Consider the following 19,106-nt stretch of genomic DNA (forward strand, 5'->3'; position numbering starts at 1 on the left):
TGTATGCTGACATTATCATGCAAAAGCTTTTTATACACTTCTAGGGCAGATCGTTGTAAAATTAAATAAGGGTAGTACAATCCTGAATGAAAGGCGTGACGAGCATGAATATACTTATAGTTGATGATGAGCCTATGATTCGCAAAGGGTTGCATAAGATGACGGAGAGCTATCCACCCGGAATCGGTTGGATTGAACTAGCGGAAAACGGCGAACAAGCCATGAATCAAATCACTGCACGTGCGCCGGACCTGATACTGACAGATATACGTATGCCCAAAAAAGACGGACTTGAGTTATGTAAATGGGTTTATGAGACTCACCCGTTCATTCATATGGTGGTTATTTCCGGTTATGCAGATTTTGAATACGCCCAGCGGTGCATCCAGTATGGCGTTAGCGAGTATTTACTAAAGCCTGTGGATCGTACGGATATTCATCGCGCCCTCGATAAGGTCCGCGGCAATAAAGATAAGGGTATGATCTCCTTGGTCAAAACCGAGGATTGGATTGGTGAAATCACAGAGAAGATATGGCATGTGAAGTTGGATGAGATTGCTCCATCCCTTGAACAGTGGAGGGAATACTGTTTATCCAACAAAATGACGCCGGAAATGCTCAAGGCAGCGCTGATGGAGTGTTTAGGCATGCTGCTTAAGCGCCTGAAAGAACGTGGGTATGAACCTCGGAATCAGCAGGTTAGTATGCTTGCTCATCGTACCGCGGAGGATTTATTGACGTCTTTCGAGGAAGAGATTAACCGTGTCGTCCAAGAGATCCTGATTCGTCGCGGTAAAAATATGAAGGACCCGATGGAGGAAGCGAAGCGATATATCGATGAACATCTATTCAAGGAAATCACGCTGGAGGAAGTTGCGGAAATGGTCGGGCTAACGCCCAATTATTTTAGCGTAATCTTTAAAAAGACGATGAATGAGTCCTTCGTTCAATATAGGACCAACCGAAGAATGCTGCATGCCAAGAAACTGTTGGCCATTCCTCATTACCGAATTATTGATGTGGCGATGGAAGTTGGATATGGGGACTATCCGCATTTCACCAAAACCTTCCGCAAGGTAACCGGGTATTCTCCTACCGAGTATCGCGCCATGCTGGGGATCAAATGAATAAATGGATAGCTAAGAGGAGCCTGTTTTTTCGGTTGTTTATGTATTTCATTATCGTTGTCTTCGTCTCCATCAGCCTGCTAGCCGTAACAATTTATGTGCAAACCGCGCAAAAAGTGAATGAGCAGATGCAGAGCAATATGTCCCAAGTCATCGATAATGCGCTTCATTACACGGAATCGTATATTCATGACTATGATAATTCTACGCTTTCGCTTATATCAGATACGAACATTATGCAGTTTCTCGACAGCGTCAACCTGGATGACTATGAGCAATATCGCTACAACGCACTCATTAAGGAAACCGTATTCACACCGATCTTCATCCGACATCCGCAGGTGGTTTCCGCCTATTTGGTGAGCACGGACGGGAGGTCGATATTCGGTTACAATGGGACTCCCGGTCTTCCCCCAACGGATACGAAGGCCGTCGAGCATCTGAAGCAATTAATGAATGAAACGAGGGAAGACGGCGGGCTGACGATTTTTAACGCGAGTCTTGCTGCAGCCAACCAAGGTCCTGCCATAACTTTAACGCGGAGAGCCAGAGGGTACTCATCAACCCACAAGGGGATTATCGCGATCGAAGTAAAAAGTGAAGGCCTCTCCAGCCTATGGCAGGGGATCAATTTAAGCGAGAGCGGCACGTTCATGATTGTCGACCGTCAGAATCAGGTTGTGTATCATTCGGATAAGTCAAAAATGGGGAAAGACTATGAAGGGCAGCCTATTGTGGAAGGGCAGCCTGTCGTAATGAATGATGATAGCGGTCAAAAAAGGCTGTATATGAGCAGGTTGTCCAAGCTGACAGGATGGAATCTGGTCGTTTCCTTGCCTTACGAAGATTTGAACCGCCCTATCCGTAATATCCGTACAAACACCATTCTAATCGGATGCCTAACACTCGCCATTGCCATGATCGTAGCTTACCGCTTCGGAAGATCTATTACCCGACCGATCAAGGAGTTGCAGAAGGGGATGCGCCAGACGGAAAAGGGGGAGTGGACACGGATATCACTGTCCGGCAAATCGAATGAGGTCGATTCCTTGATTACCACGTATAATTCCATGGTCAGGAAGTTGTCCGACCAAATTGAAGAAATTTATGAAGCCAATTTACGCAAGCAAGAAGCCCAAATGGAGCGGCAAAAGGCGGAGTTCCAAGCGCTGCAGCTGCAAATCAATCCGCATTTCCTTTACAACACACTGGAGACGATTATCTGCTACGCTGCATTCCAGGAATCCGATGAAATTACCGAAATCGTCAAATCTATGGCCTACATGATGCGCTATTCCGTTCAAACGAGTCTGGAAGAGATCACGGTTGTGAATGAGCTTAAGCATGTTTTGAATTACATGGTTATACTTAAACATCGACTGGGACGCGAATTTGAAATTGATGTGGCCGTGGAACCACAGTATTTCCTTAAGAAAATGGTCAGGCTGACGCTTCAGCCGATCATCGAAAATATATTCCAACATGCGTTTCCGGATGGGATCGAGGAGCATCATTTCATCCGTTTGGATGCGATTGAGGACGGACCCTACTTCCTATTTTCGGTGCAAGATAATGGTGCGGGTATGAGCAGTGAGCGGCTGCAAACGCTGAAAGAAAAGCTCAACGAAAATCGTTTGGCGGATGTGACGGGCAACCAAGGCGGGATTGGGGTGTTGAATGTCCATCGGAGAATTCAGATGGTTTTCGGTGAGGAATACGGGTTGCAAATTGAAAGCCTTGAAGGTCAGGGTACGATAGTGCGAATGTATATGCCGCGAGACCAATAACATGTAAACCATGCGTATTTTACGTATGGTTTTTTGGTTTAGATCTGAAAGTGGGGAATGTTGGCTCTGAGGTCCTCCGCGACGAGCTGTAAAATCGTATAAAATGACAAGGCCACATAGTTTACCCCATAGTCGCTGTTTGCTCTTCAAGATAAACTAAGTTTATACAACATGTTTTATCGAAAAGGAGATGGACATATGGCTGCAGGTAAAATACAGCCCGCCGATCAGGTCCGGATACAATTCCGAGACAAAAGTGAAAAGTGGCGGTTTATAAAGAAATACAAGGCATTATATCTCTTGTCGCTACCAGGAATTCTTTATTTTTTGGTTTTCAAATATGTCCCTTTAGCTGGATCTTTGATGGCGTTTCAGGACTATGACTTGTTCAAAGGATTTACGGGAAGCGCGTGGATCGGGTTTGACCATTTCAAGAGCATGTTCGCTTATCCCGACTTCATGCGGATTTTAACGAACACGCTGCTTATTGCGATTTATAGTCTCGTGTTTGCTTTTCCGATTCCGATTATTTTGGCCCTCTTACTGAATGAAGCCAGAAAGGTCATGTTCAAACGGACCATTCAAACCATCATTTACATGCCGCATTTTCTCTCTTGGATAGTCATTGGTGGTATTTCCATTGAAATCCTGTCCCCGTCTACGGGGTTAGTTAATCATTTCATCGTTTGGTTAGGATCGGCTCCTATTTATTTCATGGGGGAAGAAGCTTATGTGAAGGCCATTATCGTACTGACAGGTATTTGGCGGGATGCGGGCTGGGGCACCATTATTTATTTAGCTGCACTGTCGGCTGTTAATCCGGACCTCTATGAAGCTGCGGAAATCGACGGCGCAAGTAGATGGAAGCAAACAACGGCTATCACGATTCCGGTGTTAATGCCTACCATCACCATTCTGTTTTTGCTGCAAATCGGAAATTTCCTTGATTTCGGTTTTGAACGAGTATTCGTCTTTTTGAATACGCTTAATGCGGACAAGGGTGAAATCCTCGACACTTACATTTATCGAGTAGGATTAATCGATAAGCAATACGGTTATACGACAGCAGTCGGATTGTTTAAGTCAGTTGTGGGGCTTGTATTGATTATGCTTGGTAATACGCTCAGTAAGAAAACTACCGGAGAAGGCTTGTACTAGGAGGTGAGCAATCATGAAATTAAGTAAAGGCAGACAGACGTTCGCGGTATTCAATTATGCATTTTTAATCCTTATAGGTTTAACGATGGTGTTGCCGCTGCTCCATGTTATTGCTCAGTCGTTTAGCAGCAATCCGGCCATTAATGCAGGCAAGGTGTACTTATGGCCAGTAGAATTTACCGCTTCCAATTACAAACTCGTTCTGGGAGAATCTTTGATATGGCGCTCTTTCTTTGTTAGTATTTACATTACCGCAGTTGGGACAGTAATTAACTTAGCCATGACAGCATTGTTGGCCTATCCCTTATCAAGATCAGAATACGTCTTCCGTAAACCAATCTTGCTGCTGGTACTAGTGACCCTCATATTCCATGCGCCTTTAATACCGAACTATTTGCTAATTAAATCCCTAGGCATGAATAACTCGCTCTGGGCCCTGATGATTCCAGGCGCTATATCCGCCTTCAATTTGTTTGTTATGAGGTCATTTTTCCTGGCGCTGCCGAATGAATTAATCGATTCCGGTCGGATCGACGGTTGTGGAGAGCTAAGGATCTTGTGGAATATCATTCTTCCGCTTTCCAAGCCGGCGATGGCTACATTAGGCATATTCTATGCCGTTGCGCATTGGAACAGCTATGCAAACGCGCTTTACTTTATCAATGACCGGATGAAATATCCACTGCAAGTACGATTACGCGAATTTTTGATTACAGATAGTTCAACGATCAATGCTCCTGCGAATGATTTACTGGTTTCCTCTCCGGAGGGAATTAAAATGGCTATTATTGTCGTGGCGACGGTGCCGATTATGATGGTGTACCCTTTCCTTCAAAAGCATTTTACAAAGGGCATGCTGGTCGGTTCTGTAAAGTCGTAAAAAAACACACATCGACATGATTCCCGACATACGAAGTTGATTTCAACATCGTATAGTTGGTTTGTAAGTGAAAGCGTTTTATAACAAATGAAAGAGGGGTCTTACCATGAGAAAATGGATGAATGTCGTCATAACTTCCTTGCTCGTTACCTCAATAGCGGCAGGTTGCTCAGAGAAAAAGCCGGCAACTAACACCGGAGCATCCGCTTCACCTGGAGGCGCAACAACATCGAAGCCTGCGGAAAAAACTGCGTTTACGATGGCAAGAGGTACTTTGCAGATTAAAGGGGTTGAAGTAAGCCCTGACATTAACAAGGATAAAGGCCTGCTCGAGCTGGAAAAACGGACCAACGTAGATGTGAACATCAACCTGTTGCCTCACGCCGAGTTCAAGCAAAAAGTGTCTCTGATGTTTGCCAGTAACGATATTCCTGACGTTCTGGTAGCCTACCAATCCATGACGCCTGCAAGCAAGGACATGCGCGGAGCTGTAGACAACAAAATGTTCATGCCGCTTGATGACGCTTTGAACAAGTACGGTCAAAACCTGTTGAAAGTTATTCCTAAGGCAGCTTGGGACGAAGTAAAACTGGACGGCAAAATTTATGCCATTCCGCAATACTTAAGCGTACCTTCCCGCCGTGCAACTTTCATCCGGGCCGATTTGCTTGAAAAAGCAGGACTTAAAGCTCCGAAAACAATCGATGAAATGCTTAACGTGCTTAGAGCCTTCAAGAAACTTGGCGTAGAGCAGCCGTTCGCATTCCGCGAAAACTTTAAATATGCCGATTCTATTCTTGGCGCTTATGATGTTCTTCCTTACAGCACGATGTACGAGAAACAGGGAGATCAGGTCGTTCCTAAGTTCTTTGACAGCGAGAATATGATGAAAGCTCTAAATGTTTATAAAACTATGTATGATGAAGGTTTAATGGCGAAAGATTTCGCAACTCAAACCGCTGCTATGTGGACGAAAACAAGAGATTCAGGAAAAGCGGGCATGTGGAATTTTAACGCTGCTGGCCTCGTTACTTCCCAAATCGAACTTAATAAAGTAGATCCTAACGGCAAAGTAGATCTTATTCCTTCTGTTATCGGCCCTGACAATAAGGGTGGAATGATGATTTACGGCTCTACGCTGGAAATGGCTTACCTGAACAGCAAGCTGGATCCGAAAAAAGTGGAAGGCATTATCAAATTCTTTGACTATATGGTTTCGGATGCCGGAAATGAATTTTTCAGCTTTGGTATAGAAGGCGAAACGTATAAGAAAGAAGGCGGCAAAATCGTTTATGAAAAGCCAAAAGACGAACAGGCTATTTATGCCGAGGATCGTTTGCGCTGGCTGCAAGTTATTAACGATGGCGCTTATAACAAACTAAAAATTCCTTTCGAGCCGAAAGGCAATGAATTGTTGAAAGCATTCCAAGACATTTTGCCGAAAGAAGGACGCGGTGGGTATACGTTCGATCCGGAGCTTTCCACCTACTCCAAGTTCCCTGACCTTGCTCCTAAATTCGATGAGCCGGCTAAGCTGATCACAGATCACATGATCAAAATGATTTATGGTAAAGAGCCTATCTCCGACTGGCCTAAAGTTATTGAAGAATGGAAAACTAAAGGCGGAAACGAAATTATTAAAGAAGCGACAGATCGTGTTAACAAAAACTCCGGTGCTCGTCCGGGTCCTGGAAGCAACGGTTAATTACGAGTTCAACTTTATAAAGCGGCCTTTCAACGGTATTTTTCCGGGGGAAGGCCGTGTTTTTTATGAATAATGAATAGCGGTTTAAAGTTCCTTCGGAGCCTATGAGAGTTGACGTGTAATTCGTAAAAAAGTACAAGAGTGAGTTATTTTCGCCATAGGGGGAGAGTTCATACGTGTTATAGTGGCAACAAGAATGAAGTAGAAGTGAATCCTGACTTGATGTATTCAAAAAGGTATGCGCTTCCAACGACATTTTATATACGACATAGAGAAGGGGAAATATCATGAAGATTCGAATGTTCAAGGCACAAATAAGCGGCCTACTGTGCATCATGCTTTTTTTACAGGTTATGATCGTGGTTCCGTCTTTACAAGCGGCAAGTCCTGATATTGTCATAACGGGCAATAACGCTACTGTTGAAGACACATTCATTGACAGTTCTAACCCAACTGTGGTTAATGGAACCAAAAATTTATTAAGCATCATTTCTAATACCAGCAGAGATAATTATGCTTATTTCAAATTTAATGTAAACGGTATCAATGCTGATCCAAACTCACAGTATGTATTGAAAATTGGGGCTAAGCAAGGCTCCAGCAATACTGCGGTTACACTTAGTGTATACGGTACTCCCTATACTTCTTGGGGGGAAAGCGACCTAACTTGGGGCAATGCGACAAGCAAGGATTTAACGAATGCTGCTCAAGCGAAGTACATCGGTCAATTTACCGTAACAACTCCTAATTCAGCGACAATTGGAGGGACTTACTCCGTGGACGTAACGGACTTCGCCAAGAGTCAAATGAAAAATGGAAACAGTTGGTTGAGTTTCATTGTTGCCGATACAAGCAAATCGAATATTAGCGTCAATTTGTACCCAAAGGAGGCATCAGGAAGTAATCCTAAACCGACTTTACTCATAACAGCAGCTCCTGCAGATTCTGTCCCGCCAACATGGCCTAGCGATAGCAAACTGACGGCAGCCAACATCAACACGAACTCAGTTGATTTATCTTGGACAACTGCAACAGACAATGTCGGGGTCACTAACTATCGTTTATACAAAGACGGCATTCTGGATGCAACCGTCACGGGAACTACATACAAATTGACCGGACTTATGGCGAATACAACCTATCAATTCAGAGTTGAAGCCGGAGATGCGGCAGGTCTTTACAGTATGAATGGTCCCACTACGTCGGTTACTACATTGCCTTTGGCGGATACCACTCCTCCAACGTGGCCGAACGGCAGCAGTGTATCTGCTTCTAGTGTGGGTAGGGATTTTATTAATCTGTCTTGGACGACGGCAACGGATGCGTCAGGAGTTGCGGGTTATAAGGTTTATAAAGATGGTATGCTCGCAGCAACTGTTAACGGTACGAGTTACAACCTGACCGGACTAGATGCGAATACAACTTATCAAATTAAAGTTGAAGCTTACGATACGGCGAACAACCATACGACGAACGGCCCGATCCTTTCAGCTAAGACCGAGCCCATACCGCCATATGTCCCTAAGGAATCCATTGTTACTAGTACAGATATGGTGGAGTCGTTCGACCTGTTTGCAGTTCCCTTTAATTATGGAACAGGCTCTGCAAGCAAACAATTCAATTGGCGGGCAAACGCAGCGAATGGTCCATGGTGGATGGGAACTGATGTCACCACAGGTTCTACGGTTGTCCACTTGAAAAACGAAAGTACAAGCAATACTGGCATGTGGAACGAAAATTTCAATAAAGATGCCGTTACTGGCAAAGGAAATATGCTTTACTCCGCAAAAGTGAAGATTTTGGACTACAATGCAAACGGTATGATTGGTATTGGATTAAGAATAAGAGATGCAAATACGAATTATGTATTGGCTATAAAAAATGGCAAGCTAGCGATTATTAAAAAGATCAATGGAGGCAATGACAGTGAATTAGCTTCCGCTCCAATACCGGATTTCAGCACGAATGTGTATTACACACTTACTTTTTTGACAAACGGTAATACGCTGATTGGCTCCATCAATGACGGTCCTACGCTGATGGTAACGGATAACAGTATTTTAGATACGGACGCAGATTCTAGATTAATCGGATTTCGAAGCTCTGCCAAAATGGTTGCCTACATCGATGATGTAAGGGCCACACAAACGTTTCCAACTGCGCCAACCAATCTCGCTAAGCAAACGGCTTTTGATGGTAAAGTGGTCATCCATTGGGGGAGTGTTTCAAATGAACAAGGTTACGCAGTCAAGCGTGGCTTGGCTGCGGGAGGCCCTTATAAAACAATAGCAACTGTCAACGATACAACTTATGTGGATACGGTGACGAATGGAATTACCTATTATTACGTTGTAAGTCCTTTGACTAATGCGGCTGATGGCGTACTTCTCGATAGTACCTTATCCAATGAGATTTCTGCGCTGCCTCAACCTTTTAATGTTCCTCCGGTTGCGCCTTCCGGCGTATATCAATTGGTAGGAGACCAGCGGGTGTCCTTGCACTGGAATGCCGGTAATGATGTGTCTGAGTATGTCATCAAGCGTGCTCAGCAGCCTAATGGAGCTTATACAACACTGGCTAATTTGCCGTTGAATGTTTCATCTTATGAGGATACCGGATTGACGAACGGAAGTACTTATTATTACGTCATATCAGCTGTTAATTCCAAAGGCAGCATCGACTCGGAAATCATGACAGTTACTCCTTCCGTACCTACCGATGCACCTTCCGGCGTTACTGCCGTACCGGCAAATGCTCAGGTGAAATTAGCATGGAATCCTGTTAGTGGCGCGGAGAGTTATATGATCTTCCGTTCAACCTCACAGCGTGGTCCATTTCAAAGGGTGGCCCAGTCTGTTCGTGGGACTGATTACATCGACACAGGCATCACGAACGGCACCAATTATTATTATGTAATTAGAGCATTGAATACAGCAGGCGCAAGCAGTGCGGCCTCTCAAGTTGTTGCTGTTACGCCAAAAGCGAAATATATTGACAAGTCGACAGTTGTAACGGCCAGCAGCAATGATGGTAACGCGCCTTCCTTCGCCAATGACAACAGTTTAAGCACGAGATGGGGAGTAATGGGCATCGGGCAATGGATCCAGTATGACCTGGGTGTTGAGTCGTCCATTGGTTATATGGCTATGTCCTTCTACAAAGGAGATTCCAGATCCACGAAATTTAATGTATCTGTTTCTAACAACGGAACAAGCTGGACTACCATATATTCCGGCGAAAGCAGCGGAACTACGACGGAAATGGAACCGGTAGATACCCCTGATGTTCAAGCCAGGTATATCAAAATAACAGGTAAAGGAAATTCAAATAACGACTATTTCGGATTGAACGAAGTTCAAGTGTACCCACCTAATCCAAACGGACTTTTGGTGGATGCTGTGCCGAATACGCCTTCTGTCTCAATGCCGGCTAAACCTGTAAAAGCTGGGCTTTATAACGAGGATGGTACACCTCATCCCGTGATACAACCAAACTCAGTAACTGGAAGAACCATTAATGTGACCAATTTCTCAGTGGGCAGTGTCCACTATGCTGCCGATATTTTGAACAATGGCACGGATGACCGCGCAGCGATCCAAGCGGCCATTGATTCCGCGCAAGCAGGAGATGAGGTTTACTTCCCTAATGGCGTATACAATTTGAAGTCGGCTCATCCGAACAGTTCTTCAGCTAACCTTGTGTTAAAATCGGGGGTTAATCTTAGAGGGGAAAGTCAGGATGGGGTAATCCTACTATCTGACTTCGATAATCGAGGCGGAGCCGCGCATACAGCAACAAGCACTTTGTCCAATAGCAGCTCAAGAGTTCTTCAAGGCTTGAATGTGAACAACATTCGCATTTCTAATTTAACTATCAGCTCCACATGGGATTGGATTTACCCTACAGATCCGTATGAAGTGAGCTATGATAAAAAAGGCGGACCTAAGAACGGCATATATATCGATGAAAATGTGACCAATCCACCTTCACCGCCACATCATATTTGGATCGATCATGTGACGATCGAAAAGTTTGAGAAAACGGGTATCCGACTGAGTAGAGCGAATAATACCGTAATCGAGAATTCCAGCTTCCGCCAAGCAACCGATATTGGACCAGGAGGAGCGGGTTATGGAATCGCTCTGCAAGGGATTTTCAAAGAAGATACCTATGGAAAACCTAACGATACGCAATACAATGTGATTCGGAACAATTCGTTCGATGGAACGGATGCCATGCGGCATGGTGTGATTGTGCAAGCCTATGCGCATAACAATGCAATCTATGGCAACCATATTTCGAATACGACTTTTGATTCCATTGATCTGCATGGCGAGTTTGAGTATTTAAACGAGGTTTATGACAATACGATTATTGGCACAAGAGATGGTGCAGGTGTCGGGTTAGGCAATACGGGTGGAGGCTTCCCAAGTAATCATAGTGCGACTGGTCCATTCAATTATGTGCATAATAACCTTATTCAGAATACGAAACAGGGAATTCTAATCTATATGGGCACGCCGGATACAACGATTGAAAACAATACGTTGGAGTGGACGGCAGCCGGGAATGAGTCCACAGTAACAAACGGTCTTGATGTCATGAACGCACCCCGCACAGTCATTCGCGGGAATACGATCAAGGGCTATACAGCTTCCGCTTCCAGAGGAATTAATCTGATGCATGATCCTGGTGATAAGAACGCCGGATTTATCGGAATGGGCGACCCGCAAGATGTAGTGATCGAAGGCAATACAATAACAGGAAATACCTACGGAGTTGTGGTCGATATTGGAACTGGCACCGTTATTAGCAGCAGCAATACCATTGAAGGAAATTTGCACGGCAATGTCATTATCGATCCGAGTGTAAAAGTATATAACAGCATGATTGTAGCAACCGAAGATACGAATGTGCTTATGTCAGCCCCTTCATCGAGCTTTGGCAATGCCAAGATGATGGGCCTGAAAACGAATAAATCAGGTACAGCAAGCGAAATTGCTTATTTCAAATTTCATGTGGATGCTCCAGCCTCCGTTTCGGCCGCATCTTTTCAATTAAGCGGAAGATTAACAGATCCAAACCCGGGGGCAGATTCCTATACCTTGGATCTGTATGGCATTGATAACAACGGATGGAGTGAGAGTGATGCAACCTGGTTGTCTTCACCTAACCATTCACCTCAAGGCGATTTGACCGGAAAAGGAGCCACGGCGACGTATGTAGGCAGTTTCAGCATATCGGGAAATGCGATTAACTCTTACAACATTGCTACGGATGCATTAACCCAATTTGTTGCATCAAGGACAGATGGAATCGTTAGCTTGATGGTGGTTGATTCGAAGAAGCAGGATGCTAACATCGAATTGTACACGAAGGAGAAGGAATTTAGTTCATTAAGACCGGTTTTGAAATTAGTCCAGCAGCCGACTGTGCTTTCTAACGCCAACTTAGGCTGTTTGGTTGTAAAGAGCGGCACTGCTTCGTTAGACTTGACGCCTGCTTTCGCAAAGGAAACAACCGAATATAGTTTAACGGTTATTCCTCAAGTGAGCAGTCTGGTTATTCAAGCAAGTCCTGAAAGCCAGAAGGCTAAGATCACCGTCAATCAAAGTGTCGATGTTGGCGGAACCGACGTAGCCGTGTCATTATCTTACGGCAGCAATCTCATTACTGTAGAAGTAAAAGCGGAAGACGGCTCGGAAAAGAAATATCAAATTAATATAATCCGCAATCGAGAGGATACAACGTCAGGTACCGCCTCCTCATCACCGAACAATGAAGGAAATAAGAATACGCCATCGAATCAAGTGCCGGTTGAAATAAAGACCATTGATGGACAACAGATTGCCAAAGCAAACGTTGATGAGAAAATCATCGATCAAGCTGCTAAGAACGCAATAAACGGCAAGCTTAAACTGATTGCAGATACGCAAACTAATGTCGCCCAGACGAGTGTAGTATTAAATAACGGCGCATTACAGAAATTCTCTAAGGATGAACAGTTAAAGTCGCTTATTGTAGACACGAAAGCGGGAAGTTATGAACTACCTAAGCAGCAAATCAATCTTCAAGATTGGGCAAGCAAGCTCGGCACAACCAGCGACAAGGTTAATGTGGAGATCGTGATTACCCCAAATAATATCGTTACCGAGAAGGCGAAGTCAGCCGGTCAAGATGTGCTGGGTGCCGTGGACTTCACAGTTAAGGCTACATCAGCCGATGGAAAGAGTGTGGAAATCGTAACGTTCACCCAATATGTTCCGCGCACAATCAAGACCAAGAGCAGTGATAAGGCTGGCCATATGGCAGCGGTTCGTGTGGAGACTGACAAATCCGGAAACCTTGTGTATCAACCCATACCATTCAAAGTATCAGGTAATGAGGTCACCATGTACAGCCGTACCAACAGCACTTACATGCTGGTAAGCCGTAACGTAACATTTAATGATATCCGGACGCATTGGGCGAAGGATGCCATCGAAAGCATGGCCAATAAGGTTATTGTCGAAGGAACAGCGAAGGATCAGTTTCAGCCAGATCAAGCAGTGACCCGAGCAGAGTTTGCAGCGCTGATTGCTCGTACGATTGGACTAAAGCCAGTTACTTCTTCCACGAATCCATTTCGTGATCTGAGTTCGGGTGATTGGTTTGAGGGGCAAGTTTACGCAGCAGCGAATGCAGGAATCGTAACCGGTTATAACGATCAGACATTCCGTCCGAATCAACAGATTACGCGCCAGGAAATGGCTGTCATGATTTTCCGTGCAATGAAGGCTGCCGGGTATAATGAAAGCAATACTGCAGGTCAAAGCGCAGTGTTCTCGGACGAGAATCTATTCGGGGATTGGGCCAAAGAAGCTATTTCCATCATGGCTAACTTGAAAATTGTTGAAGGTATCGCTCCTGGAAAATATGATGCAGCAGGTACGGCAACCCGTGCTCAAAGCACAGTGGTTTTAAGCAGGATGCTTCAGAATCTTACGTTTACAAAATAGAAGTAAAGAAAGAGAGACCCTTTTGCGAAAAGCAGGGTCTCTCTTTTCAATCCTGCGAAGAGAGAGTGCATAGAAAATCGTAATCTAACAACATTTTATCATAGGAGCACTAAACTATTTAAAAGTGATTTTTGCTATACTGAGGGCAACAATTTCTTAGGGAGTGACTGACTATTCATAAGCAGCGTTTAATCCATGATTGGGAGCATCATTGCGGAAGCTTAGGAGGCGTTTGGGAGGTTTGGCGAGGCGATAAGCTGCAAAATCATTACAATGTACCGTGGAATCAGGTTTTGCTGCCGCATTCTTATAATGCTTTGGATACGATGGACCCGGACAGCAAGTATTATCAAGGACAGGGCTGGTACCGTACTAAGTTGGAACTGAACAATCCTTATCCGAATGGTCGCACGCTGCTGCATTTTGAAGGTGCGGGACAACGCTCCAAGGTATTCGTCTATACACAGCAAGCAGGAGAGCACCTTGGAGGATACGACGAATTCACAGTAGATATTACGGAGGCTTCCGCTCAAGCGCAACAGATAGATCGTTATGAGGGCAAAGTTCCTGTAGCAATCATGTGCGATAACAGCAGAGAGCTGGAAACGATTCCGTCGGATGTTAGCGATTTCAATCTATACGGCGGGGTATACCGTTACCTGAATCTTGTTTATGTACCGGCCATATCTTTGGGGCAGGTTCACATCGAGACGGACACGGCGGACTTACAAGAAGCAATCCAATCGGGTTCTGCGAACAAACCGTCGTGTAGGGTTAAAGTTCGCGTGGGTCTTTACAATCCGCAGAGCTTGAACGAAAGCATTCAGCTGACGATCAGACTCACAGACCCCGAAGGTCATGTCTTTGCAGAGGCGAGAACGGATTCACTTTCGTGGGATGGGGATAAGGAGCTGGCGGTATTTGAGCTTGAGGATCCGCAGCTTTGGTCAACGGATCTTCCTTTCCTATATCAGTGTTCAGTTACACTTTCAAGTGGTCATGGGGAAACTTCCGTTGAGGAGAAATTCGGGGTCAGGTTTTTCGAGTTTCGCAAGCAAGGCCCCTTCCATCTGAACGGTGAGCGTCTTCTGCTGCGCGGCACCCATCGTCATGAAGATCATGCAGGCGTTGGGCCAGCCATGACAGAAGAAATGATACGTGAAGAAATGCAACTGATCAAAAGCATGGGGGCCAACTTTATTCGACTGGGACACTACCAGCAATCCAGAATCGTACTCGATCTGTGCGATGAGCTCGGCATTCTGGTGTGGGAAGAAATTCCGTGGTGTCGCGGTGGATTAGGAGGCGAAGCTTATCGGCAGCAGTGCCGGGATATGCTGAGGGCTATGATTGCTCAGCATTACAATCATACATCCGTCATTTTATGGGGACTGGGCAACGAAAATGATTGGGAATGCGACTTCGATTATTTTGATCAAGAGGAAATTCGCCGCTTTATGAAGGAACTCCATGATCTCTCTCATCAGCTCGATGCGGGTCGTCTGACGGCGATACGCCGCTGTGAATTTTGCAAGGATATCATTGACGTGTATTCGCCTTCGATTTGGGCAGGCTGGTACCGTGGTATTTATACCGACTATGAAGAGAGCTGCCGGACGGCATTTGAAAACGTGGATTCTTTTTTTCATATGGAATGGGGGGCAGACAATCTGCCTACGCGACATGTGGAGAAGACGTTCACCGGCTTCGAATTCATTCCTCGCGGTGACGGATCGACGGAAGAACGGGATGGGGATTATTTGCTTACAGGCGGAGAGCCTCGCGTATCCCGCGACGGGGATTGGTCTGAAACTTATTTCTGCGAAATGATCGACTGGTATTTGAAAAGTCAGGAGCAGATGGAGTGGCTGACAGGCGCAGCGCAATGGTCCTTTAAGGATTTTGCCACACCGGTGCGTCCGGATTCACCCATTCCTTACCTGAATATGAAAGGTATTGTGGAACGTGATTTGACGAAGAAGGAAGCATTCTATGTGTTCCAATCCTATTGGGCGAAGGAACCGATGGCGCGTATTTACGGCCACTCGATGCCGGTTCGCTGGGGAACGGCTGATGAGCTGAAGGACATTAAGGTGTATTCGAACTGTACGCAAGCGGAGCTATTTCTCAACGGCGTTAGTCTGGGTATGAAAATGCGTGATTCTCAGAACTTTCCTTGTGCGGGCTTGCAGTGGCATACGGCTCTCATTCCCGGCATTAACCGGGTGCGAGTCGTTGCCGAGAAGGAAGGGCGCATCGTTGAAGATGAACTGAGCTTCCACTATCAGACGGAAACATGGGAAGAGCCGGCACAACTGAAGTTAACTGCAGTGCAGAAGACCGATGGCCGAATTTATGTGGAAGCGCGTATGTTGGATAAAAACGGTGTGTTCTGCCCAGACGCAGCGAACTTCGTTCGCTTCGGACTAAGTGGGGATGGCAGGCTTTTGGATGGTCTGGGCACGATCCATGGCTCAAGGCTCGTCCAACTTGCAACGGGACGTGCCGGTATTTATGTAGATCCGCAGGGCGGCCTCCCGGCAACCATTGGGGATGCGGAGTTCTTCTCGGCTGGAGGGCCTGCATCGGCAACAACGGTTGTGGCCGGAGGCATCCATCCACCAGTATCTGTAGTAAGCGCGCGATGCGAGGGCATGGCTACGGCTTTCATTACATTAAACGAAATGATGGAGGAGAGATAAGATATGGAAAACCAAAGCGTGTTGCAAAGTGATAAGTGGAACAATGCCGCTTCCATGCGGGAAGCACTGCCGTTCATATGGGAAGCGCTGCAGGCTAAAGTAGACAAGATGATCGTGCAGATTGGCGATAAATCCCCGCATGTGGCGAAGTCGGACGGTATTTACGATGATTTGCGGCTGGATTGGTGGACATCCGGTTTTTGGCCGGGCTTATTGTGGATCATGCATGACATGACGGGCAAGGACCATTACAAGGATGCTGCCTGGGGCTGGGATGAAAAAATAGAGCAGAAAATGATCCAAGCTAACAACTTCCATCATGATGTTGGTTTTCAATTTCTCCCTACTGCGGTTATTAAGCACAAACTGACGGGAGATCAGGACGCCTTGCGAAGAGGATTGGCTGCGGCGAATTTCCTGGCGGGGCGCTTCAATCTGGCCGGGCAATTCCTGCGTGCATGGAATCAGGACAAGACAGGCTGGTCGATCGTCGACTCCTCTATGAATTTATCTATCCTGTTCTGGGCTGCCGAAGAGTTTGCTGACCCGCGTTTCGAACATGTCGGCAAGGCTCATGCAGATACGGTAGTGAACCGATTTATCCGTGAAGACGGATCCGTCAATCATATCCTGAGCTTCGATCCGAGATCGGGAGAGTTTCTTGAATCGCTCGGCGGACAAGGTGCAGGACCGCATTCATCTTGGAGTCGTGGACAGTCTTGGGCGCTGCACGGGATGGCCAACACTTACCGCTACACGGGTGACGTGAAGTACCTGCATGCCGCTCAGCGAGTTGCCAACTATTTTCTGGCATGTCTGCCTGACGATCATGTGCCGCACTGGGACTTCCGTGCGGACGAATCACTGGACGGCTTGCCGCGCGATACGTCTGCTGCAACCTGTGCTGCCTCGGGTCTACTTGAGCTTGCTGATGCGCTTTCTCCTCTGGAAGGAGCACTTTACCAGCGTGCAGCGGAACGCATCCTGTTGTCCTTGACTCGGCATTACGCGACCTGGGATCAACCGGATCATGAAGCGATTCTGTTGGCGGGTACAGGCAATTTGCCGGCTGGGCAAAATATTGATGTCTCCCTGATCTACGGTGACTATTATTACGTTGAAGCCATCGCCAAGCTACTCGGCTGGAAGAACCGTATTTTCTAGTTGCAGCAGGCTCCAAAGCAGATTGTTATGCCGACTTGCAAAATATCTTCAGCTAATTGCGGCGATCTCTTCTAACTGTGAAGGGAAAGATCACATAGAGGATCGTCGCGATTTTTTCCATTCGGTCATCTTGGCACAAAGCCGAATAGGTCTTTTATGACCCTAAAATGCTGCCCTTTTCGCCCTTTTTTATGCAGTAAGCGATTACACGGGAATAAAATAATTGGAAATAGTTTGCGTTTTCAAAATGGATATGGTATTATAAAAACAATCGACAAAAAGAACCTGAATTCACATATTGTAAAGGGTTTTCATTTTTGTGATGGAACCTTGTGCAATGTGTGAATTTTTTTCTCTTTTGAAGAAAAACATGTTAATAATTTTTGGAGGTATTTCTCAATGGCTACTGGTACAGTAAAATGGTTTAACGCAGAAAAAGGTTTCGGTTTCATCGAAGTTGAAGGCGGCAACGATGTATTCGTACACTTCTCCGCAATCCAAGGCGACGGTTTCAAAACTTTGGACGAAGGCCAACACGTTGAATTCAGCGTAGTTCAAGGCAACCGCGGTCCACAAGCAGAAAACGTTGTAAAACTGTAATATAATTTTAAAAACTGCCTTTACATGTGTAAGGGCAGTTTTTTTCAATTTAGCCTATGCGAATGAAGTTGTTTTTGCTGCAGTGCAGCGCTAAGCTCTTGCATATGAACACAGTTTTCTGACGAAAACTCTAAGGAGGTTTTATCATGTATTCCAGAAAAAAGTCGCTTGAAGAGATGCCTCTAGAAAATGTGACGGTATGGTCTTGTGAAAAAGAAGGCTGTAAAGGCTGGATGCGGGATAATTTTGCATTCGATCACGTGCCGACATGTCATTTGTGTCAGTCTACAATGGTTCGAAGTGTCAAACTGCTTCCTATGGTAAATAATACAAACAGTGATCAAAAAGCGCTAAAAAAAGGCGTGCAAATATAAACTTAACAAGCATAAAGGAACAGCCCTGCAATCGCTCAATAGTGAGCATGCGGGGCTGTTTGTTTGTATGTCAAAGGCATCTGGAGGTCTATATGGTTTGGAACCAAATCTAGTTGATGAAAAGTTTTCGCAAACTCGTGCCTTCAGTCGTGAGTTAGAAAACTTCGGATAGGGCGTGGCTTATGCCACGTTAACTATCCGACACATGTTTAGGTAACTATTACAACAATCCTTTTAGTGTCAAGGTTTCTATAGGAAAATAACACTGACATATGCTATTCTGTAGTCAGAGGTGATTTTATGTCAGAAATTAAGCATGGTCGTGGTTACGTCTATGCCATTCAGTACCACATCGTATGGTGTGTAAAGTACCGACACCAGATTCTTGTAGAAGAATTAGACGTAAGACTAAAAGAAATTCTTATTCAGATTGCATCCGATAACAACTTCACTATATCTGAAATTGAAAGCGACTCCGATCACATCCATCTCTTAGTGGATTGTACACCACAGCATTCAATACCTAGTATGATTAAAGCATTAAAAGGTGTTTCCGCCAGACTTTTGTTTAAAGAGTTTCCTAAGATTAAAAAGAAATTGTGGGGAGGAAA

At 45.4% G+C, this 19,106-nt stretch carries 11 protein-coding genes; all 11 read left to right on the forward strand.

Annotated elements, in window-relative coordinates:
* Positions 1-104: 104 nt before the first annotated feature.
* The gene (locus FU659_RS18215; protein WP_147948879.1) at positions 105-1,127 is read left to right on the forward strand and encodes a response regulator; all 1,023 of its coding nucleotides are present in this window, start codon (positions 105-107) and stop codon (positions 1,125-1,127) included.
* Positions 1,124-2,914, forward strand: coding sequence for a cache domain-containing sensor histidine kinase (locus FU659_RS18220; protein WP_147948880.1), 1,791 nt, complete (start codon positions 1,124-1,126; stop codon positions 2,912-2,914). The genes FU659_RS18215 and FU659_RS18220 overlap by 4 nt, the downstream gene beginning before the upstream one ends.
* A gap of 198 nt (positions 2,915-3,112) precedes the next feature.
* The gene (locus FU659_RS18225) at positions 3,113-4,072 is read left to right on the forward strand and encodes an ABC transporter permease (protein WP_147948881.1); all 960 of its coding nucleotides are present in this window, start codon (positions 3,113-3,115) and stop codon (positions 4,070-4,072) included.
* A 13-nt stretch (positions 4,073-4,085) separates the two neighbouring features.
* A complete protein-coding gene (locus FU659_RS18230) occupies positions 4,086-4,952 on the forward strand; it encodes a carbohydrate ABC transporter permease (protein WP_147948882.1) in 867 nt (288 codons plus the stop codon).
* Positions 4,953-5,058: 106 nt separating this feature from the next.
* Complete coding sequence (locus tag FU659_RS18235; protein WP_147948883.1) at positions 5,059-6,657, forward strand: extracellular solute-binding protein; 1,599 nt, start codon at positions 5,059-5,061, stop codon at positions 6,655-6,657.
* Positions 6,658-6,944: 287 nt separating this feature from the next.
* Positions 6,945-13,655, forward strand: a complete 6,711-nt coding sequence (locus FU659_RS18240) for a CBM96 family carbohydrate-binding protein (protein ID WP_147948884.1) — start codon at positions 6,945-6,947, stop codon at positions 13,653-13,655.
* A 293-nt stretch (positions 13,656-13,948) separates the two neighbouring features.
* The gene (locus FU659_RS18245; RefSeq protein WP_261807897.1) at positions 13,949-16,357 is read left to right on the forward strand and encodes a glycoside hydrolase family 2 TIM barrel-domain containing protein; all 2,409 of its coding nucleotides are present in this window, start codon (positions 13,949-13,951) and stop codon (positions 16,355-16,357) included.
* Between the two features lie 54 nt (positions 16,358-16,411).
* Positions 16,412-17,521 carry a glycoside hydrolase family 88 protein gene (locus FU659_RS18250; RefSeq protein ID WP_261807898.1) on the forward strand — a complete coding sequence of 370 codons (1,110 nt, stop codon included), beginning with the start codon at positions 16,412-16,414 and terminating at the stop codon, positions 17,519-17,521.
* Between the two features lie 399 nt (positions 17,522-17,920).
* Positions 17,921-18,121 carry a cold-shock protein gene (locus FU659_RS18255; protein ID WP_029199448.1) on the forward strand — a complete coding sequence of 67 codons (201 nt, stop codon included), beginning with the start codon at positions 17,921-17,923 and terminating at the stop codon, positions 18,119-18,121.
* A gap of 146 nt (positions 18,122-18,267) precedes the next feature.
* A complete protein-coding gene (locus tag FU659_RS18260; protein WP_147948887.1) occupies positions 18,268-18,495 on the forward strand; it encodes a cold-shock protein in 228 nt (75 codons plus the stop codon).
* 300 nt (positions 18,496-18,795) lie between these two features.
* Positions 18,796-19,106, forward strand: a 311-nt coding sequence (gene tnpA / locus FU659_RS18265; RefSeq protein WP_147948393.1) for an IS200/IS605 family transposase, incomplete at its 3' end; no start/stop codon positions are given.

Source organism: Paenibacillus sp. N3.4 (assembly GCF_008017805.1).
GTDB lineage: Bacteria > Bacillota > Bacilli > Paenibacillales > NBRC-103111 > Paenibacillus_E.